The sequence below is a fragment of the Variovorax sp. WDL1 genome (assembly GCF_001541225.1).
GTDB lineage: Bacteria > Pseudomonadota > Gammaproteobacteria > Burkholderiales > Burkholderiaceae_C > Variovorax.
This window is the reverse complement of record NZ_LMTS01000327.1, coordinates 1-19772: the sequence shown is the minus strand read 5'-3', so window position 1 is coordinate 19772 and position 19772 is coordinate 1. Positions and strand designations below refer to the sequence as shown.

General features: G+C 69.8%; 22 protein-coding genes. 9 read left to right on the top strand and 13 right to left on the bottom strand.

The genetic code is table 11. The features are described from left to right. Positions 1-92: 92 nt before the first annotated feature. Positions 93-869 (top strand): glycosyltransferase family 2 protein, encoded by a 777-nt coding sequence (locus APY03_RS37080; RefSeq protein ID WP_068685392.1) that lies wholly within the window; start codon positions 93-95, stop codon positions 867-869. A 12-nt stretch (positions 870-881) separates the two neighbouring features. On the opposite strand, the gene fabG is transcribed toward APY03_RS37080, so the two are convergent. From fabG to APY03_RS37030, 10 genes are all read right to left on the bottom strand, one after another. Next, positions 882-1613 (bottom strand): 3-oxoacyl-ACP reductase FabG, encoded by a 732-nt coding sequence (fabG, locus tag APY03_RS37075; RefSeq protein WP_068685390.1) that lies wholly within the window; start codon positions 1611-1613, stop codon positions 882-884. Between the two features lie 5 nt (positions 1614-1618). Then, on the bottom strand, positions 1619-2080 hold the full coding sequence (locus APY03_RS37070; protein WP_068685389.1) for a hydroxymyristoyl-ACP dehydratase: 462 nt from the start codon (positions 2078-2080) through the stop codon (positions 1619-1621). Next, positions 2077-2835 carry a class I SAM-dependent methyltransferase gene (locus APY03_RS37065; protein ID WP_068685387.1) on the bottom strand — a complete coding sequence of 253 codons (759 nt, stop codon included), beginning with the start codon at positions 2833-2835 and terminating at the stop codon, positions 2077-2079. Before APY03_RS37065 ends, APY03_RS37070 begins: the two co-directional genes overlap by 4 nt. A gap of 7 nt (positions 2836-2842) precedes the next feature. After that, complete coding sequence (locus APY03_RS37060; RefSeq protein ID WP_068685385.1) at positions 2843-3682, bottom strand: polysaccharide deacetylase family protein; 840 nt, start codon at positions 3680-3682, stop codon at positions 2843-2845. Next, positions 3682-6078 (bottom strand): MMPL family transporter, encoded by a 2397-nt coding sequence (locus tag APY03_RS37055; protein ID WP_174262753.1) that lies wholly within the window; start codon positions 6076-6078, stop codon positions 3682-3684. The genes APY03_RS37060 and APY03_RS37055 overlap by 1 nt, the downstream gene beginning before the upstream one ends. Further along, positions 6075-6671 carry a LolA-related protein gene (locus APY03_RS37050; protein WP_068685383.1) on the bottom strand — a complete coding sequence of 199 codons (597 nt, stop codon included), beginning with the start codon at positions 6669-6671 and terminating at the stop codon, positions 6075-6077. The genes APY03_RS37055 and APY03_RS37050 overlap by 4 nt, the downstream gene beginning before the upstream one ends. Beyond that, positions 6643-7545, bottom strand: a complete 903-nt coding sequence (locus APY03_RS37045) for an acyl-CoA synthetase (RefSeq protein ID WP_232081323.1) — start codon at positions 7543-7545, stop codon at positions 6643-6645. The genes APY03_RS37050 and APY03_RS37045 overlap by 29 nt, the downstream gene beginning before the upstream one ends. Positions 7546-7682: 137 nt before the next feature. Further along, positions 7683-9386, bottom strand: a complete 1704-nt coding sequence (locus APY03_RS37040; RefSeq protein ID WP_068685381.1) for an AMP-binding protein — start codon at positions 9384-9386, stop codon at positions 7683-7685. Then, positions 9383-10021 carry a hypothetical protein gene (locus APY03_RS37035; protein ID WP_068685379.1) on the bottom strand — a complete coding sequence of 213 codons (639 nt, stop codon included), beginning with the start codon at positions 10019-10021 and terminating at the stop codon, positions 9383-9385. Before APY03_RS37035 ends, APY03_RS37040 begins: the two co-directional genes overlap by 4 nt. Positions 10022-10024: 3 nt before the next feature. Further along, positions 10025-10333, bottom strand: coding sequence for a phosphopantetheine-binding protein (locus APY03_RS37030; protein ID WP_068685377.1), 309 nt, complete (start codon positions 10331-10333; stop codon positions 10025-10027). A gap of 111 nt (positions 10334-10444) precedes the next feature. Between APY03_RS37030 and APY03_RS37025 the strand changes: the two genes are divergently transcribed. Next, positions 10445-11965, top strand: a complete 1521-nt coding sequence (locus APY03_RS37025) for a helicase HerA-like domain-containing protein (RefSeq protein WP_068685375.1) — start codon at positions 10445-10447, stop codon at positions 11963-11965. A gap of 78 nt (positions 11966-12043) precedes the next feature. On the opposite strand, the gene APY03_RS37020 is transcribed toward APY03_RS37025, so the two are convergent. From APY03_RS37020 to APY03_RS37010, 3 genes are read right to left on the bottom strand one after another with little or no spacing between them, the layout of a single operon-like run. Continuing rightward, positions 12044-12433, bottom strand: a complete 390-nt coding sequence (locus APY03_RS37020; RefSeq protein WP_180988644.1) for a hypothetical protein — start codon at positions 12431-12433, stop codon at positions 12044-12046. Between the two features lie 40 nt (positions 12434-12473). Further along, positions 12474-13115 (bottom strand): DUF1109 domain-containing protein, encoded by a 642-nt coding sequence (locus APY03_RS37015; RefSeq protein WP_068685373.1) that lies wholly within the window; start codon positions 13113-13115, stop codon positions 12474-12476. Continuing rightward, on the bottom strand, positions 13112-13666 hold the full coding sequence (locus APY03_RS37010; RefSeq protein WP_068685371.1) for a sigma-70 family RNA polymerase sigma factor: 555 nt from the start codon (positions 13664-13666) through the stop codon (positions 13112-13114). Before APY03_RS37010 ends, APY03_RS37015 begins: the two co-directional genes overlap by 4 nt. Positions 13667-13842: 176 nt before the next feature. Between APY03_RS37010 and APY03_RS37005 the strand changes: the two genes are divergently transcribed. From APY03_RS37005 to upp, 7 genes are all read left to right on the top strand, one after another. Next, positions 13843-14133, top strand: coding sequence for a BufA1 family periplasmic bufferin-type metallophore (locus APY03_RS37005; protein ID WP_068685369.1), 291 nt, complete (start codon positions 13843-13845; stop codon positions 14131-14133). A gap of 22 nt (positions 14134-14155) precedes the next feature. Then, on the top strand, positions 14156-15007 hold the full coding sequence (bufB, locus tag APY03_RS37000) for an MNIO family bufferin maturase (RefSeq protein WP_068685367.1): 852 nt from the start codon (positions 14156-14158) through the stop codon (positions 15005-15007). Next, entirely contained in the window at positions 15004-15768 is a 765-nt protein-coding gene (locus tag APY03_RS36995; RefSeq protein ID WP_068685364.1) for an HvfC/BufC N-terminal domain-containing protein, read from the top strand. Before bufB ends, APY03_RS36995 begins: the two co-directional genes overlap by 4 nt. Then, positions 15765-16250: a DoxX family protein gene (locus tag APY03_RS36990; protein ID WP_068685362.1), complete on the top strand. Its 486-nt coding sequence runs from the start codon at positions 15765-15767 to the stop codon at positions 16248-16250. The genes APY03_RS36995 and APY03_RS36990 overlap by 4 nt, the downstream gene beginning before the upstream one ends. 66 nt (positions 16251-16316) lie before the next feature. Next, positions 16317-17660: a GTP cyclohydrolase II gene (locus tag APY03_RS36985; protein WP_068685360.1), complete on the top strand. Its 1344-nt coding sequence runs from the start codon at positions 16317-16319 to the stop codon at positions 17658-17660. Beyond that, positions 17657-19066, top strand: a complete 1410-nt coding sequence (locus tag APY03_RS36980) for a DUF1688 family protein (RefSeq protein ID WP_083944852.1) — start codon at positions 17657-17659, stop codon at positions 19064-19066. The genes APY03_RS36985 and APY03_RS36980 overlap by 4 nt, the downstream gene beginning before the upstream one ends. Positions 19067-19101: 35 nt before the next feature. After that, positions 19102-19731, top strand: coding sequence for a uracil phosphoribosyltransferase (gene upp, locus APY03_RS36975; RefSeq protein WP_068685359.1), 630 nt, complete (start codon positions 19102-19104; stop codon positions 19729-19731). Positions 19732-19772 lie beyond the last annotated feature (41 nt).

The following is a 19772-nucleotide window of genomic DNA, read 5'->3' as shown; positions in this document are numbered from 1 at the left end:
GCGCCCCAGCAGGACAGCGAAAGTCTGCTGCGCGAGATCGAACAGTATTTCAGACATCCCACGGAACAGCGCGCCACCGACGCGCAGCCCGCATGCCAGCAGTCTCGCGCACCCACCTTGTCCTGATCCCCAGCTACAACACCGGCGAGCGCCTGTTCTCCACCGTCAGCGCGGCCCGCGCGCAATGGAATCCGGTCTGGGTGGTGGTCGACGGCAGCACCGACGGCACCGGCGAGCGGCTGCAGCAGATGGCCGCGGCCGACCCCGGCCTGCGCGTCTGGCTGCTGCCGCACAACAAGGGCAAGGGCGCGGCCGTGCTGCACGGATTGCGTGCGGCACGGGAGGCCGGCTACACGCATGCCCTCACCATGGATTCGGACGGCCAGCATCCAGCCGACCTGATCCCTGCCTTCATGCAGGCCTCGCAGGCGCGGCCCGAGACGATGGTGCTGGGGCGCCCGGTCTTCGATGCCTCGGCGCCGCTGCTGCGCGTGCGCGGGCGCAAGGTCTCCAACGGCTGGACCCAGCTCGAGACGCTGTTCGCCGGCATCGGGGATTCGCTCTACGGCTTCCGCGTCTACCCGGTGGCGGCGCTGATCGCGACCATGGAGCGCCAGCCGTGGATGCGCCGCTTCGACTTCGACACCGAGGCGGTGGTGCGCCTGGCCTGGCGGGGCGTCAAGCCGGTCAATATCGATGCGCCGGTCAAGTACCTCACCGCCGAGGAAGGCGGGGTCTCGCACTTCCGCTATTTGCGCGACAACGCGCTGCTGACATGGATGCACACGCGGCTGATGGTTGAGTTCGTACTGCGCTTGCCGGGTCTGCTGTGGCGCCGGGTGCGGCGCGCGCCGCCGTTCCAGCGCTGAAGAAGGCAGCCCTCAAATCATCCCGCCGTTGATCGAGATGATCTGCCCCGTGACGTAAGCCGCCTCATCGCTCGCCAGGAAGCCCGCCAGCGCCGCCACTTCCTCCGGCCTGCCCGCCCGCTTCACCGGCACCAGCTGGTCGATCATCGCCTTGTCGAAGGCGCCGTCGGCCATCGGTGAGGCAATGATGCCGGGTGCGATTGCATTGACCGTGACGCCGCGCGCCGCGACCTCGAGGGACAACGCCTTGGTCGCGCTGTTGAGCGCGCCCTTCGCCGCCGCGTAGTTGACCTGACCGCGATTGCCGGTGAGGGACGCCACGGACGACATGTTGATGATCCGCCCCCAGCGCGTGCGCAGCATGGGCAGCAGCAAGGGCTGCGTGACGCGGAAGAAGCCGTTGAGCGAGACGTCGATCACCTTGTGCCACTGAGCCGCGCTCATGCCGGGCAGCACCGCGTCGTCGTGCACGCCGGCGTTGTTGACGAGGATCTGCACGGGTCCGCTCGCCAGGATGCGCTCGCAGGCGGCGCGCGAGGCTTCGTCACTGGTGAGGTCGAACACATGGCACTCGGCCTGGCCGCCAGCGGACGTGATACCGGCGGCCAACTGCTCGACCGCCTCGGGTCTGCTGTTGGCATGCAGCAGCACCGTGGCGCCATCGCGCGCCAGGCGCTGCGCGACGGCCGCGCCGAGGGCGCCACTGGCGCCGGTGATCAATGCACGTTTTCCGTTGAGGCTCATGAGGATCAAGCTTCCATGGCAAGCGGCGTGTTGAGCACGACCACCGCGCGGCCTTCGGCCAGCGCGCGCCCTGCTTCGTCCTTCACCGCGAATTCGTAGAGGATCTGGCTCGCATCGCCCGAGACGCGCTGCGCATGCACATGCAGCACGCCCTCGACCTCGTCGAGCCGCGCGATGGCCAGGCGCACGTTGCGCGCGCTCGCGAGGAAACCGGCCGAGGGCTCGCTGCCCTCCGGCGCGATGAGGCCGCCGTGCAGGGCCATGGCCTGCGCCGCGTACTCGATGGCATTGGGGGACAGGAGTCCGCTGGCCGTGCGCAGGGGGTTGTCGGCGTGCCGGTGCGTGGCTGTCGTGCAATGGATGTTGTGGGCATCCCAGGACTCCAGCCGGTCCAGCAGGCACATGCTGCCGCTGTGGGGGATCAGGCGCGCGATGCCGGCGCGATCGAGCTGCTGTGGAGCACTCATGACGACGAAGACTCCTTGGCACGGTCGGCGACCAGCAACACATTGGCGAACGGCGTGCCCGCGCTCATGGGGATGCCCTGCACCGGCGAGAAGCCCAGGCCTTGCAGCAGCGCCGTCCATTCGGACAGCGACCGCCCCCAGGTTGGGGAGACGCGGTGCCCGCGGATGCGTGTGACGGTGCGATCCACCCATTGGCTGATCGCGAAGCCGCGCCGGCTCGCCGCATCGCCCACGCGCAGCAGCAGCCGGCCACCCGGTTGCAGCGCGCCGTGCACGCGGCGCAGCACGCCTTCCTGCGCGGCGTGGTCCACGTAGTGCAGCACGTCCAGGATCACGACCAGGTCGCAGGCGGGCATCGCAGCCTTGCACATGTCCTCGCAGACGAAGCGCGGCGCCGGCTCCAGGTGGCCGATGGAGGCCTTCGCACGCGCCACGTCCTTGGGCATCAGCTCGATGCCCGTGTACTCGGCCGCGGCCGGCGTGGCAGCCCAGGCAGCGGGCCAGCGGCCAGGCTGCGCCTGCATGCCGGCCATGGCCGAGAGCAGGCTGGCAAATAGCCCCTGGCCGCAGCCGATGTCCACCACGCGGCGGCGCTCGCCGATCAGGCCGCGCTCGATCAACCCGCGGAACACGGGGTCGCGGCCCAACTTGCCACGGGCGAAGTGCCAGGCGAAGTTGCCGGCCTTCTTGTACGGCGCGGTGGCCGCTTCATGCAGTTGACGCCAGGCGGCGTCGGTCGAGACGGTGTCGTTCATGCAGGGGTCAGGGGGTGAGGGCTTGCGGCAGCGTCACTGCGCGCAAGCCATCGGTACGAAGGCGCTCGAGCAGAAGAGGCAGGACCTCGAGCACCACCGGGCGTCCGCCAGCCGTGCGCGCGGCATGGCCGTCGTGCAGCAGCAGGATGTCCCCCGCCCGCAGGTCCTTGGTGAGACGTGCGAGCACGGTGGCCGCATCGCGCTCGCGCGTGTCGAAGCCGCGGCGCGTCCAGCTCACCAGCACCAGGCCCAGGCGATGCAGCACCGGTGCGAGAAAAGGGTTGCGCAGCCCGGCCGGTGCGCGGAAGCAGATCGGGCGCTGGCCCGTTACTTCCTCCAGCAGCCGCTGCGCACGCTCGATCTCGGCATGAAAGCCGCGCGGGCCGAGCAAGGAGAAGTTGTGGCGATGCCGCGCCGTGTGGTTCTGGATGCTGTGGCCGCGCGCGACGATCTCGCGTGCCAGGGCCGGGTGTTCTCGCACGCGCTCGGCGATGCAGAAGAAGGTGGCGCGCTGGCCATGGGCGTCGAGCAGGTCCAGCACCTGCGGCGTGACCTCGGGATCGGGCCCGTCGTCGATGGTGATCGCGACCTCGCCGCGCGCCGCCGAGGCCGCGGGCAGCCGCGTGATGTTCGGCCCCAGCAGGCTGCTGCGCGGCGTCAGGCCCGCGGCGGTGATCAGCACATGGTTCAGCACCACCGCACCGATGGCCCAGGGCACCGCCCCCGGCACGAAAAGCGCCGCAGCCAGGGCCAGCAGGTGCCAGCCGACACTGGCGCGCACGACGGGCGGCCAGGGCCACGATCCGGAGGCTGGGAGGGCTTGGGACATCGGCGCCGATTCTCCCATCAGCGGTGTTGCGCCGGAGCACCCGCCGGGCCACGCGCGAAGGCGGCCGACAGCAGCAGCGCCAGCAGCGCACCAGGCGCAACCACGCGGCCGATGGCCGACAGCGCCGGGATGTCGGAGACCGCGATCAGCGTGAAGGACACCACCGTCGTCAGGTTGGCCAGGAGCAGCGAGGCCAGCGTGTCCTCGTCGGCGCGGCCGGTCTCGCGCAGCTGGTCGAAGAAGAGCGCATAGTTGGAGCCCACCGCCACCACCAGCAGCAGGCCCACCAGGTGCAGGATGCCGAGCGGCACCTGCAGCAGGGCCAGCCCGCCCAGCGTGAGCAGAACCGCGACCAGCAGCGGCTCGCATACCGCCAGCAGCCGGCGCCCCGAGCGCAGCCAGGCGCCCAGCAGCAAGACGACAGCGAGCGCGCCCAGCAGGACCTGCACGAACGCCTCATGCAGATAGCGCCTATAGAGGCTGCGCAGCTCGTCGCCCACATTCACCACCTGCACCTCGGGCACCTCGGCGAGCGCGGCTTCGAGCCGCTTCGCGTCGAAGCGCTCGCCAGGATGCAGCGCGATCAGCGTCGACCAACCGCCGCCGGGGCGCTCGAACATGAGCGCGCCGACCACCGCGTCCAGCGGCCCGCCGGCCAGATCGGCGCGGCGAATCATGGCCTGGCCGCGCGCCTTCTCCACATCGACCAGGAAGGGCTCGAGCCGGCTGGCCGGCAGGGGCAGGCCCTGGGTGGCCTCGGCCAGCCGCGCCTTCAAGGTCGCGGCATCGGGCAGGCTGGCGATGCGCGCTGCCTGCGCGGTCTCGCTGGGCAGCACGCGGGTCACGCTTTCGAAGCCGACGAGCTCGCCCTGCCCCACCAGTGCCTCCAGCTTCGCGGAGGCGGCTTCGGTGTTGCGCAGGGCGGCCTGTTCGTCCGCGCCGCGCACCACCACCAGCGTGCCGCCGTCGCTGGCGCCGATGTCGGCGCGCAGCTCCTCGTCGAGCTGCTGCGCCGCCTTGGGCACCGGGCTCATCGCGCTCAGGTCGGCGCGCCACAGGTGGCCGCCCTGCCAGAGCACCAGGCCCAGCGCTGCAATGCCGAGGCCGGCGAAGACCAGGCGCAGCCGTGGCAGCGCCCGCACGATCAGCCCCGCGATGCGCGCCATCTGCCGCCGCATCCCCATGCCCGCCGCGCCGTCGGGCGCCAGCACCGGCAGCACGAAGCGAGCGACCAGCGCCGCGGCGACCAGTCCGGCCAGCGAGAACACGCCCAGCTGCGCCAGGCCCGGGAAGCCCGAGAACACCAGCGCCGCGAAGCCGCAGACCGAGGTCAGCAGGCCCAGCCTCACCGTCGGCCAGTGGATTTCGCGCCAGCGCATCCACCCGGTGCCTGGCACGGCGGCGCCGCGCGCCTGGATCAGGTAGTAGATCGCGTAGTCCACGGTCTCGCCGATCAGCGTGCTGCCGAAGCCCATGGTGAGGCCGTGCACCTCGCCGAACACCAGGCTCACCGCCGCCGTGCCGCCGACCACGCCGGTGGCCACCGGCAGCAGCGCCACCACCAGCGCGCGCGGCGAGGCGAAGGCCAGCAGCAGCAAGGCGCCCATCACGATGCCGCCGACGGTGGCGAGCTGGATGGCCTCGTGCTTGATCTGATCGCGGCTCTGCACCGAGAACACGGGCGCGCCGGTCAGCTGCAAGCGCGGGCCGGCGCCCTTCATCTCGCGCGTGGCGGCGTCGAAGGCCTGCTGGATGCGCGCGATGGCTTGCGCCTGCGCGTCCAGGTCGCTGCCCGCTGCGTGCGTGGTGGCCAGGATCAGCGCCCGCGGCGCATTGCGCGAGACCCACACGCCCTCCTCGCTGCGCGGCGAGCTCGCGGGGATCAGGCCCTCGGCGATGCGCTGGGTCTCGCCGGTGGGATCGCGCTCCAGCAGGGGCTTGACCAGGTTGCCGGCCGGCGTTCCCAGCAGCGACAGCGTGTCGCCGATGGCATCGCGCAGGCCCGCGGCCGTGAACCGCTCGGGCGCGATGTCGGGCGCGAGCTGGTAGCGGTGTTCGAAGAGCCAGGTGCCCGCCTCCTTCCAGTCGCCGGTTTCACCGTTCTGCACCTGGTCGAAGAGCTTGCTCTCGCGCATCGATGCTGCCACGGCGCGCGACACCGCCCCGCGCTGCGCGGCATCCTTGCCGCCTTCGATGCCGATGAAGACGGTGCGCGAGGCGATGCCGCTTTGCAGCTGCTCGATCAGCACGCGCTGCCGCTCGTCCGGGCTCGCGGGCAGGAAGGCCGAGAGGTCGGCGCTGAAATGCGTGCGCGCGATGAGCGCGATGCCCGCCGCCAGTGCCAGCAGCCAGACGACGATGGCCAGCGCCTGGCGCCCCCGGCCGGACGCTGCTGCCTCGGGCCGGCTGCTCACGATGCGCCGCGCACCGGCGTGATGGCCATGACCGAGCGGTCGCCGCCGATGAACTCCATCTCGACGCCGAGCACCTCGCCCGCCCTGCCTGTCAGCCGGAGCGAGCGCACCTGGGCCGCCAGCCTCTCGTCGATGGGCACCAGATCCAGCGCCCACTTGTCGGCCGTGCCCGTGAGCGTGCTGCGGAAGTAGCGCCGAAGGGTCTGCGCGTTGCCGTTCAGGGTGCTGCGCATGGCTTCGACCATGCCGAGCAGCTCGGGCATGCTGTCCAGCGTCATCGTGCGGGTGCGGCCGCTGCGCGACAGGGTCAGGGTGTTGCCGTCGACCGACATGGTCTCGGGTCGGGGCGTGAGCGTGCGCCGCGTCAGCCGGTCGGGCGCCTGGAAGCTCAGCGTGCCGCTCGCGTCCAGCGGCCCTTCGATGCCGCGCACGAAGCGCTGCTCGGTGAAGCGCGCCTCGCCGTTCTTCTGCCGGGCGAGCAGGCCCATCAGCTCGGGCAGGTCGAAGGCCCAGGCGGAGGATGCAGTGAAAGCCAGCGCGGCCAGCAGCCAGCGGCACCAGCGCTCAATCCGAATCTTCGAGCCAGAAGTCATGAAAATTGAACCAGTTGTACGGGTAGGCGCGGCACAGGGCTTCGAGCCGCGCCACATAGCTTTCGAGCGCGGCGCGGATGCGGCGTTCGCGCTCGGCCGGGTCCGACACGCGTTCGCTGAAGTCGGCCAGCGGCTCGAAATGAACATCGTAGCGCGCGCCCCCCACGTAGAGGCCCGCCATGAAGAACACCTTGCGTCGAAGCAGCGCGGCCAGCCGGAACGGGCCGTCGTTGATCAAGGCCGGATGCCCGAGAAACGGCAGCGTGATGCTGTTGCCGCGTTGCTGGCCCGCTTCCTCCGGGCCCGGCAGCGTGCGGTCGGCCAGGAGGCCCGCGAGCCCGACGCCATCCAGCCAGTCGCGCAGGTCCAGCATCGAATGCGGCCGGCCCAGGGCGATGATGTGCGGCCGCAGGCCGGGCTGGGCAATGGCATCGAGCACGGCGCTGATCTGCTGTGCGTTGTCCTGGTACATCAGCATCGCAAGCCGCAGGTCCTCCGGGCGGCCGCTCTGGTGCTTGCAAGCCCCAAGGGCCTCGAAGCTGCCGATGTGCGCGCCGAGCATGAGGGCGCCGCGCCCCGCGATCACCTCGGCTTCGACCGGCACGTTGCCATGCACGCGCACGTCGAACAGGTCCAAGCGCCCGCGCAGGAAATAGATGCGGTCGAGCACGGTCGACGCAAAGGCGTGCAGCAGCCGGTACCCATCTGACCAGCCGGCGCGCGGACCGATGGCGCGGAACAGGTAGCGCTTGATGTGCCGGCGCGGGGCGGGCGAGAACAGCAGGAAGTACAGGCAGATCGGATGCAGCACCAGGCGCGCCAGCGGGCGGCCGCAGCGGATCGCGATCCAGCAGATCACGCGCAGCGCAAGCATGTTGCTGCGCTCCGGCGTGCGCGACCAATCGGCTCGGCGCGACTTCGCGTCGCCGGCCCCGGATGGCTGTGCCACGCTCACCGGAATGCCCTCGCCTTCGGCTTCGGTGCTGGTGGCCTTCGGAGCGGCGGTGCGGCTCATGACTCAGCGCCGGGGGTCCAGCGGCCGCTCGCGGCGACCACCTTCCCCACCCGCACCTCGAATCGCAGCCCGCGCGAGGCACCGGTCTCGGGGCTGAGGTCGATGCGCAGCGTGCTGCCCGGGCGCACCGGCGCCAGGAACTTGGCTGCGGCGAGCGTCGGCCGCGGGCCCAGGCGGGCCGCGAGGGCGGGCACGCGCTGGGCAGCCTCCAGCACTTCCGACAGCAGCAAGGCGCCGGGCAGCAGCGGCTGGCCCGGGAAGTGGCCCGCGAAAACCGGATGGTCCGCCGGCACCTCGTGCGTGAGCTGCACCGGCGTGCCGTCCGGGGCGAGCTGCGACAGGGCGAACTCGCGCAGGGCGCGCGCCGTCAGCTTGCCGGTGCCCTCGCGCGGGAAGGCGCTCACATGCACCACGCGGCGCGGCACGAAGACCGCTTCGAGGCGCTCGCGCAGCGCCGCGACGATGGCATGGGCATCGAGCGTGGGCGCGACCACGAAGGCGACCGGGCGCACCACGCCGTCGGTCACGTCGTCGGGCAGCCAGAAGACCCCGTCCTCCACGCCCGGAATGCTGTTGAGGTGGTGGTTGAGATAGCCCAGCGAGCTGCGCCGGCCGGCGACGTGGATCAAATCGTTGGCGCGCCCGAGCAGGCGGAAACGGCGGTCGTCGAGCAGCTCCAGCACGTCCGCCATCGGCGTCGGCTCGGGCACGAAGTCGCCCGCGAAGACGAAGCGCTCCGCGCCCGTGGCGTCACGCTCGGCATGCACGCGGATCTCGCCGAAGGTCTCCCAGACCTCACTGCGGGTCGGCCGCCGCGTCGCGACCTGGCCAGACTCGGTGCTGCCGTAGATCTCGATCAGCTGGCCGCCCATGGCCTGCTCGGCCTGGGCAGCGAGCTGAGGCGAGAGCGGCGCGGTGGCCGAGAGGATCAGGTCCACCGGCGGCAAGGCGATGCCGGAGAGCAGCAGCGTCTTGAGGTGGAAGGGCGTGGTGACCAGCGCACGCGGCTGCGGCACCGAAGCCAGCGCCTGGGCGACGTCCGCCGGGAAGAAGGGCCGGCCGCTGTCGAAGGCAGCACCGCCCAGCATCGCGAGCAACGCCGAGGATTCGAGGCCGTAGCTGTGCTGCACCGGCACGGTTGCCACCAGCGTCAGGCCGGCCAGCGAGGGCCGCCCGAGCAGTTCGGCCAGCCGGGCCACCGCGGCGGCCACGTCACCCACCAGCGTCTTCCAGGACTTGGCATGCGGCTGCGGCGCGCCGGTGGAGCCGGAAGTCAGCAGGCTGACGGCATGCAGGCCGGCATCGATCGCCAGAACCGGCTGCGCACCCGCGCCGCCGGGCGGCGGCCGGTGCTCGACCAGGATGCGCTGCATGCCGGGCGTGGCGAGCTCCGGGTCGTCCAGCAGCGCATAGGTGCGGCCACCCGGCTCGACCAGCCGAGCCAGCGTGTCGGGCCGCGCATCGGGAGGCAGCAGGCTGGCCTGGCCACGCACCAGCGCCGCTGCCAGCCCCAGTGCGAAGGCATAGCGATCGCCGCAGAGGTTGACCACCGGGCCACCCTCCGGCAGTTGCGGCGCCAGGCGCGCCACGTCGGCCAGGAACTCGCGTGCGCTGACCGGCACGCCGGCGCGCCAGGCGAGGGGCGCGTCCGGATCACGCTCGCTCAGGAGAGGAAGAAGATCAAGGCTGGTCACATTCATTGCCGTGCCGCCGGGTCGACCGGCGCGCTGTAGAAGGCGCGCACCGTGTCGATCAGGCGGGTGCGCTCGAATTCGGGATGCAGCCGGTAGCGCAGCAGATACTCGCCGACGAAGAGGATTCCAACCATCAGGGGGGTCAGCAGGTTGGCCAGCACCGACCATGCGGCGAAGGGCATCGTGGCATACACCACCACCGAGGCCAGGACCATCAACGCGAAGTACACGGTCCAGACCCGGGTCACGCGCCAGGTGTACTCGCGCATCCCGGGCGACAGCGGGTGGATGCGCGCGGCGAACTGGCCGATCAGCGACAGCCGGTCGCGCCGCAGCGTGCCGCCGAACCAGCCGCACAGCAGCGCATTGATGCCCACGTGCTGCAGCATGTAGAGCCGATTGGGGTCGCCCGCCTCGCCGCGCAGCACCAGCGCGAACCCGAGCACGCCCAGCGCCGCCGCGATCGCCAGGCCCCAGCCACCGAAACGGCTACCCGCCAGCCCCAGCGCCGTGAGCCACAGCGGACCGAGCAGCACCCCCACCGCCCAGGGCTCGGCGGCATGGAAGAGCATCATCCAATGGGAAACGCCGGCATAGGCCACCCCCGCGAGCAGCAGGAGCGCCATGCGCCATCGAGACATGGGTCAGGAATCGCCGCGATTCTGGGCGACGTGGGCTGCGAGGCTGCGCAGCGACTGGAAGATCTGCTGGTTGCGCTCGTCGTCCGAGCGCAGCTGGAAGCCGTACTTGCGCGAGACCTCGAGTGCGACCTCGAGGATGTCGATCGAGTCGAGCCCCAGCCCTTCGCCGTACAGCGGCGCCGTCGGCGCGATCTCGGAAGGTGCGATCTCGAGATTCAGGGACTCCACCAGAAGCACGGCCAGCTCGTTCTCCAGAGCGGACTGTTCGGGTGCATCGCCAAGGGCGGTAATGGGTGGCTGGGTCGATGACAAGAGGGACTCCGAGAACTTTTGAACGAACTATCGCACGGGGTCGGAATTATAGGAGGCGGCCCCGGGCGCCTTGGATAGACTGCGGCCAGTCCCCAACCCCGGAGCACCCCCATGGCCGAACCCCTCCTGATCGCCCGCCACGACACCATCGAATGCACCCTTCTGCCGGGGCTCGCCAACCGCCACGGCCTGATTACCGGCGCTACCGGCACGGGCAAGACCGTCACCCTGCAGACCATCGCCGAAAAGCTCTCGGCCATCGGCGTGCCGGTGTTCATGGCCGACGTCAAGGGCGACCTGACCGGCGCCAGCCAGGCGGGCAGCATCGGCGAGAAGATGGCGGCCACCCTGAAGGAGCGCGGCATCGAGCTGCCCCAGCCGCTGGCCTGCCCTGTCACCCTGTGGGACGTGTTCGGCGAGCAGGGCCACCCGGTGCGTGCCACGGTGTCCGACATGGGGCCCCTGCTGCTGGGCCGCATGCTCAACCTCAACGAGACCCAGGCCGGCGTGCTGAACCTGGTGTTCAAGATCGCCGACGACAACGGCCTGCTGCTGCTGGACCTGAAGGACCTGCGCGCCATGCTGCAGCACGTGGGCGAGAACGCGAGCCAGTTCACCACCGAGTACGGCAACATCAGCGCCGCCAGTGTCGGCGCGATCCAGCGCGGGCTGCTGCAGATCGAGAGCCAGGGTGGCGACAAGTTCTTCGGCGAGCCGATGCTCGACATCGCGGACTTCATGCAGACCGAGGGCGGCAAGGGCGTGGTGAACATCCTGGCGGCCGACAAGCTGATGAACTCGCCGCGGCTCTATGCCACCTTCCTGCTGTGGCTGCTGTCGGAGCTGTTCGAGCAGTTGCCCGAGATCGGCGACCCGGAGCAGCCCAAGCTGGTCTTCTTCTTCGACGAGGCGCACCTGCTCTTCAACGAAGCGCCCAAGGCCCTGGTCGAGCGTATCGAGCTGGTGGTGCGGCTGGTGCGCTCCAAGGGCGTCGGTGTGTTCTTCGTGACGCAGAACCCGCTGGACATCCCCGACTCCGTGCTGGCGCAGCTGGGCAACCGCGTGCAGCACGCGCTGCGCGCCTTCACGCCGCGCGACCAGAAGGCGGTGAAGGCCACGGCCACGACGATGCGGCAGAAGCCGGGCCTGGACATCGAGACGGCGATCACCGAGCTGGCGGTGGGCGAGGCGCTGGTGAGCTTCCTCGATGCCAAGGGGCGGCCCAGCATCACCGAGCGCGTCTACGTGCTGCCGCCGGGCAGCCAGATCGGGCCGATCACCCCGGCGCAACGGCAGGCGTTGATCGCCAATTCGCTGGTGGCGGGTGTCTACGAGAAGGCGGTGGACCGCGAATCGGCCTACGAGAAGCTCAAGGAAAGGGCCGAGACGGCGCCCGATGCGCCGCCTGGGTCTGCCGGCAAGCCCGGCGCCGCGGCGTCGGCCGAATCGGGCGGCGTCATGGGCAGCCTGAACGAGATCCTGTTCGGCTCGACCGGTCCGCGCGGCGGCAAGCGCGATGGGCTGGCGCAGACCATGGCCAAGTCGGCGATGCGGACGATGGGGACGCAGGTGGGCAAGGAGATCCTGCGGGGGGTGCTGGGGGGGATCTTCGGGGCCAAGACGCGCAGATGAGTAGGCTCGTAGGAGCGCTGCAATCATGAAGACCACCCTCGACTTGAACGCACCCGCCAAACCCGTGGGCCTACCTGTTTACCGGGGCAAAGGCGGACTGGCCTCAGGACTGGACGGACTCAACAACAAGGTCATGCTGGCTGCAGCCGATCGCAAACCGACGGTCTTCTGCACGATGCCGCACAGTTCCTCGAAGAGAGGCGAATCGGCGTTGGCTTGGTAGTGCTTCTGATTGCCGACCGCTGTCACGTTGACCAAGCCACTCTGCGCCAGATTGGCGAGTTCACGTTGCGCCGCGCCCGATCCGCTTCCGGCCAACCCGATCAGCTCGTTGGCATAGAAGCTGCGCGAAGGTTGGCCGAAGAGCAGCCCGAGCACCCGTTGCTTCGTACCGGGGAAGAGCGCGTCGGCGAGACTGCTGGACTGAGGGGTAGCGAGATGCGTTGTACCCATATTGGGCATGACCATACCCAAATCGGGCATGCCATTGAGGCTGCCTGGTCGCTCTTCACCAGCGGAGCAACCGGCGCCCGATCAGCGCCCCCGCCCCCACCGGCAGCGCCATCCCGATCACATACCAGATCGCCAGGAATGGCGCCGCCAGTTCCTGGCAGTGCAAGGCATAGACCGCAGCCCCCGCTCCCGCCGACATCGCCCCGGCCGCGGCGCCGGCCAGCGCAGGCTGCGTCGGCGCGAGGCCCTTCAGTGCTGCGAGCGAAGCCACGAACACCGGCACCGAGATCAACGCAATGCTGAAGGCACAGCTTTGCCAGCTCTGCCCCCACACCATCGCAGCGCGCTCGTCGACCGGCGCCATCAGCCAGGTCACCATTCCCAGCGCCCACACCAGGAGCACCGGGACCGCAAGGCCCAGCCACGCGGCGTGCACGCGCACGCCGGGCCGGGCCAGCCGCTGCACGACCACGAAGCCGGCCACGGCAATGCAGGCCGGGAACAAAAGCTTGACCCAAAACATCGGCCAGAACATGGTTTGCACAAGATCGCGCCGCACGCCGTACTCGATGATCATGACGGCGATCGAGATCGGCAGGCCGGCCGCAAGCGCCAGCCCAATGCGCCGCGCCGCGGCGTGCCGGGGCACCGGCTCCGCGCGCGCCGCCAGCAAAGCCACAAGCTCGTCTGTTTTCATGATGAGGACTTTCCGATCTTCAATGCCAACGCCTTCAACCCGCGATGGATGCCCACCTTGACCGCCGATTCCGACATGCCGGTCAGGCGCGCGGTCTCGGCTACCGAGAGCCCATCGAGCTTGACGTGCACGATCGGCAACCGGTGCCGGTCCGGCAAGGTCTCGAGCAGTCCGGCCAGGTCCCGGCGCGCGTCGCTGGCCTCGGTGGCCGAATCGGCGAACACTGCGAGCTCGTCATCCAGGGGGTCGTTCAGCGCCTCTCGACTTGATTTCGCGCGCAGCAGGTCGATCATCTTGTAGCGCGCAATCGCGTGCACCCACGCCGTCAGCGGCTGATCGCTCTGGTAGGTGTGGCGCTGGTTGTGCATCGCGAGCAGGCATTCCTGGACAAGGTCCTCGACTTCATCGGGCCAGCCGAACAGGCGCCTGGCCAGAAAGGCGCGCAGGTGTGCGCTGAGTTTCTGCAGGAAGGCCTGATAGGCCTGGGCGTCGCCGCCCAGGCCGCGCACGAACAGCTCGTGCAGCACCGTCTCCGCATCGCTCTTTGCCATCGGGCTCCCACTGGTCATTCGTGCTTTCGGCTCTGCCGGTTACAGCCGGCGCGAAAAAAGAAAATCGGGCGGATTGTGCCGCGCGCTGTAACCCGGATCGCTCAGGCCGCGAAGTAGAAACCGACTGCGCCAGACGGTGCGGTTGCAATCTTCACTCAACCACTGGAGCACATTCCATGATCACTCGTCCCCTCGCCATCACCGCCCTGGCCCTCGGCGCCCTTGCCGCCGGTTCCGCCATGGCCCAGGACACCAAGCCGATGGCAGACAAGATGGCCGCGATGGAGAAATGCTACGGCGTCTCGATGGCCGGCAAGAACGACTGCGCCGCCGGCCCAGGCACCACCTGCGCGGGCACCTCGAAGGTGGACTACCAGGGCAACGCCTGGAAGAACGTGCCGGCCGGTACCTGCGCCACGATCAAGACGCCCAAGGGCACGGGCTCGCTGACGCCGATCAAGTCCTGATCGATTCCGCGGCCCCGCCCCCATGTCTTCCCCCGCGCTCACGGCCGGCCTCGGCCTCAAGGCCGAACACTACGACGCCGCCGTGTCGGCCCGCGTCGAGGGCCTGTGGTTCGAGGTGCATCCCGAGAACTACATGGTGGCGGGCGGGCCGCGGCTCGGCTGGCTCGAGGCGGTGCGCGAACGGCATCCCGTCTCGCTGCACGGCGTTGCGCTGTCGCTGGCGGGCGAGAACGAGCCCGATGCAGCGCACCTGCGTCGGCTGGCGACGCTCGCCGAGCGCATCCGGCCCGCGCTGATCTCCGAGCACCTGGCCTGGTCGGCCTGGAACGGCCACTACTTTCCCGACCTGCTGCCCTTCGCGCGCACGACGGAGGCGCTGCACCGCATCGCCGCGAACATCGGCCGGGCGCAGGATGCGCTGGACACGCCGATCGCCATCGAGAACCCCTCCCACTACCTGCGCTTCGACAGCCATGCCTGGGACGAGATCGACTTCCTGGCCGAGCTGGCGCGCCGCACCGGCTGCACGCTGCTGCTGGACATCAACAACGTCCATGTGTCGGCGCGCAACCTGGGCTACTCGGCCGAGACCTGGCTGGACCGCTTTCCGGCGGCGCTGGTCAGCGAGATCCATCTCGCCGGCCATTCGCGCGACCCGGTGCTCGGCGAGGCCCTGCTGATCGACTCGCACGATGCGCCTGTCGCGCCCGAGGTCTGGCGCCTGTATCGCCGCTTCATCGGGCGCGTCGGCGCGCGGCCCACGCTGATCGAGCGCGACGGCAACGTGCCGGCCTTCGACACGCTGATGACGGAGCGCAACATCGCCGAAGCCGCGCTGCGCGAAAGCACGTGCGCACTGGAGGCCCGGCCATGAGCTTCCACGACGCCTTCGCCCAGGTCCTGTTCGCGCCCGAGGCGGTGATGGACCCTGCCGTGCGGCGGCTCGCCGAGCAGCCTGCCTTCGCGGTCTACCGCAACACGGTAATGAAGGGTTGCATTGACGCGCTCGAAGCCAATTTCCCTGCGGTCGCGCGGCTGGTGGGCACCGAATGGTTCCGGGCCGCGGCCGCGCTGCATGCGGCGGCGAGCCCGCCGCGCGACGGACGGCTGCTGCACTACGGCGAGGGCTTCGCCGACTTCCTCCAGCACTTCGAGCCGGCCGCCGAACTGCCCTACCTGTCAGATGTTGCACGCCTCGATGCGCTGTGGCGCGAGGTCCACGCAGCCGCGAATGCGCCATTGCTCGATGCGGCATGGCTGGCGCGCCATGCGCCCGAGCGGCTCGCAGCCCTGGTGCTGCGCCTCCACCCGGCGACGCGGTGGGCGTGGTTCGCCGAACAGCCGATCTACAGCATCTGGGCGCGCAACCGCGGCGACGGCCGCGATGGAGACGAAGAACTCGTGTGGCGTGGGGAAGGCGCACTCCTCACGCGACCCGCCGACGCAGTGACTTGGCGTCCTATCAGTGAGGCCGGCTGCGCGTTCCTCGATGCCTGCGCCGCCGGCCTGCCCTTGGGCGAGGCCGCCGAGCAGGCCCTGGTCCTCGATGCCAACTGCGACATCGCGGCGCTGCTCGAAGTGCTGCTGCGCGTCGGCGCCTTCACTCCTGACCCCTCTACCGAAAGCACGCCATGAGTTCCAACACCGCCGGATCTGTCTCCTACGCAACTGACGGCGCGCACGGCCTTCGCGCACGCTGGAACCGGCTCGCCGAGCTGCTCACGCGCCTCGTCCCGCACGACCTGCTGGCGCTGGCCACGCGCACGGGCATCGCCGCCATCTTCTTTCTCTCGGGCCGCACGAAGGTCGATGGCTTCCTCACGCTGACGCCAGGCGCGTACGAACTGTTCCGCACCGAGTACAAGCTGCCGCTGCTGCCGCCCGAGCTCGCAGCCCATCTCGCGGCCTACGCCGAGCACCTGTTCCCGGTGCTGCTGGTGCTGGGCCTGTTCACCCGCGTCTCGGCACTCGCGCTGCTGGGCATGACGCTGGTGATCCAGGTCTTCGTGTACCCCGATGCGTGGCCGACGCATCTCTCGTGGGCGGCGCTGCTGCTCTACCTCGTCGGGCGCGGCGGCGGTGCACTGGCCCTCGACCGGGTGTTGCGCATCGCCTGAGCCCCGCAGCCGGCGGCTTGCCAGCCGCGGAAGCCCTCGCTACATTGTGTTTTTTGAGGGCCTCCAATGTCCGTTGACGCCATTCCGACTCCTTCCTCGCCGACGCTTTCCCCGAATCCCTCCGAGCCCTCCTCCCCCGCGCCTGCATCTGTTTCGCCGAGCGCTTCCTCCCCGCAGCGGCCGCACATCCGATTGACCTCGCATGCCGGCGGCATGGGCGCGCTGCCCATCCAGTGGGGGGCTGCCACGCCTGCCGAGCGCGGGCCGGTGGTGGGCACCACCACCAAGCGCGCGCACCGCAACGTGATCGGCACGCACAGCGGCTCCTACAGCGTCTACCGCGCGCTGGCCGTCGCGGCCGGCGCACTCAAGCGCGAGCACAAGGCCGACCTGACCAACACCGCACCGACCGACGTGATCGGGCCCTACCCGCAATGGAGCGAACCGGGGCGCATCGTCTCGCTCGACCCCTGGGGCGCGGTGGTCGCCGACGTCTTCGCAGCCGAACTGGCGGCGGGCTACGACATCCGCCCGACCATCGCGATCACCAAGGCGCACGTGATCCTCCCCGAGGTGATCGAGGGGCTGCAGAAGGGGCGGCTCGTGGCCGACGGCAAGTTCCTCACGCCCGGCGGCGCGGCCATCGTGACGAAGGCCGCGATCGAACCGGTCTGGTACCTGCCCGAGGTGGCCCGCCGCTTCGGCTGCTCCGAGACCGACCTGCGCCGCGTGCTCTTCGAGGAAACCGGCGGCATGTACCCAGAGCTCGTGACCCGCTCCGACCTCGAGGTCTTCCTGCCGCCCATCGGCGGCCAGACCCTTTACATCTTCGGCAACCCGCGCGACCTGGCCAACCCCGAGGTCGAGCTCACCGCACGCATCCACGACGAGTGCAACGGCTCCGACGTCTTCGGCTCCGACATCTGCACCTGCCGGCCGTACCTCACTCACGCCATCGAGGAGTGCATCCGCGGCGCGCAGCGCGGCGGCGTCGGCCTCATCGCCTATTCGCGCAAGGAAGGCCGGGCGCTCGGCGAAGTGACCAAGTTCCTGGTCTACAACGCGCGCAAGCGCCAGGTGGGCGGCGACACGGCCGACCAGTACTTCGCCCGCACCGAGTGCGTGGCCGGCGTGCAGGACATGCGCTTCCAGGAGCTGATGCCCGATGTCTTCCACTGGCTGGGCATTCGCAAGATCCACCGGCTGGTGTCGATGAGCAACATGAAGTTCGACGCCATCGCCGGCTCGGGAATCGAGATCGGCGAGCGGGTGAACATCCCCGACGAACTGATCCCCGCCGATGCGCGGGTCGAGATGGACGCCAAGATGGCGGCCGGCTATTTCACGCCCGGCGTCGTGCCGGACGCCGATGAACTCAAGAAGGCCAAGGGAAGGACCCTCGACATATGAGCAAGAACATCTACGGGCTCGATCCCGACCGGCCCACGTCCAACGCCGCCGTCCGGCACGCCGATGCCGACGGCCATGTCGATCCGGCGCTCGAGTTCGTGGAAGACACCGGCCATCCGGCCGGTGCCGTGGCCTTCCTGCGCACCACGCGCGCGATCCGCATTCGCGCCGAGGCGCTGCTGGCGCGCGCGCGGCGTGGCGAATCGGAGTGGTTCACCATCGGCGACGAGGCGGCGCTCGACGAGACCGCGCGCACCGTCGCGGCGGTGACAAATGAGCGCTATGCGTCCGGCCCGATCCCTTTCCACAGCCGCTGGCGCCATTTCGAGGCCGGCGATGTGAACCGCCTCGAGGAGCTCGACCGGCTGCTGGGCAAGCTCGACCCGACGGAGCGCGCCCGCGCCCATGTCGACCTGGTGCTGGTGAGCGTGCTGCTCGATGCCGGCGCCGGACCCTATTGGCACTACACCGAGCCTGCTACCGGCAAGCGCTTCGGGCGGTCCGAAGGGCTGGGCATTGCGAGCTTCCATGCCTTCACCAGCGGGCTGTTCTCCTCCAACCCCGATCGCCCCCTGCAGGCAGACGCCGCAGGGCTGCGCGGCCTGGTGACCGACCGGCTGGGCGATGCCTTCCAGGTCAGCGACACGAATCCGCTCGTGGGTCTTGCCGGCCGCGCCACGCTGCTGCGTCGCCTGGGCGAGGCGATGAGCGAGCAGCCCGAGACCTTCGGCGACGACGGCCGCCCGGGCGGCATCTTCAATGCGCTGGTGAGCCCCCTCGGCCCCAGCGCGCCGCCGACAGCGGAGGTCACGGCGCACCAGATCCTCTCGCTGCTGCTCGAATCGCTGTCGTGCATCTGGCCCTCCGCCAATCACATCGAAAGCCTCACTGCGGACGGCAGCGATGCAGCAGGCGGCATCCCTTCGGGCGATCCCGCACTGGCCCTGGGCGACTGCTGGCGCCATCGCGCCGTACGCGGGCCTGGGCTCACCAACGGCTGGATGCCGTTCCACAAGCTCTCACAGTGGCTCACCTACTCGCTCATCGAACCCTTCGAATGGGCCGGCGTCAAGGTGCGCCACCTCGAGGCGCTGACCGCCCTGCCCGAGTACCGCAACGGCGGCCTGCTGATCGACAGCGGCGTCATCGTGCCCCGGGACAAGGCCCTGCTGGAGCGCACCTGGAAGGCGGGCGACGAGTTCGTCGTCGAATGGCGCGCGCTGACCATCGCGCTGCTCGACGAGCTGGCGGCGCGGGTGCGCAAGGTGCTGGACCGCAGCGAGGAAGAGCTGCCGCTCGTCCGCGTGCTGGAAGGCGGCACATGGGCCGCGGGCCGCGTACTGGCACAGCGCTTGCGTGGAGGAACGCCACCCCTGCGCATCGAGAGCGACGGCACGGTCTTCTAGACTCCCCACTTTCGAAAACGCATTCAAGCCCACCCATGAGCAACGTCCACCTCGTCGATCATCCCCTCGTCCAGCACAAGCTCACGCTGATGCGCCGCAAGGAGGCCAGCACCAACAGCTTCCGGCGCCTCCTCAACGAGATCAGCATGCTGATGGCCTACGAGGTCACGCGCGACATGCCGATGCAGGACATCGAGATCGAGACCCCGCTCGAGACCATGAACGCCAAGGTGATCGACGGCAAGAAGGTGGTGCTGGTCTCCATCCTGCGCGCCGGCACCGGCATCCTCGACGGCATGCTGAGCGTGGTGCCGGGCGCGCGCGTGGGCCACATCGGCCTGTACCGCGACCCCAAGACGCTGACCGCTGTGGAGTACTACTTCAAGATGCCGGGCGAGATGGGCGAGCGGGACTGCATCGTGGTCGATCCGATGCTCGCCACCGGCAACTCGGCGGTCGCGGCGGTGGAGCGGCTCAAGGAGCTGAACCCGAAGTCGATCAAGTTCGTGTGCCTGCTGACCTGCCCGGAAGGCATCAAGACCTTCCAGACCGCGCACCCCGACGTGCCCATCTACACCGCGGCCATCGACCGCGAGCTCAACAGCCACGGCTACATCCTGCCCGGGCTGGGCGACGCCGGCGACCGGATCTTCGGCACGAAATGACGCTCGCCCCCAGGTTGGCTCACTTCGTGTAGCCGCCCACC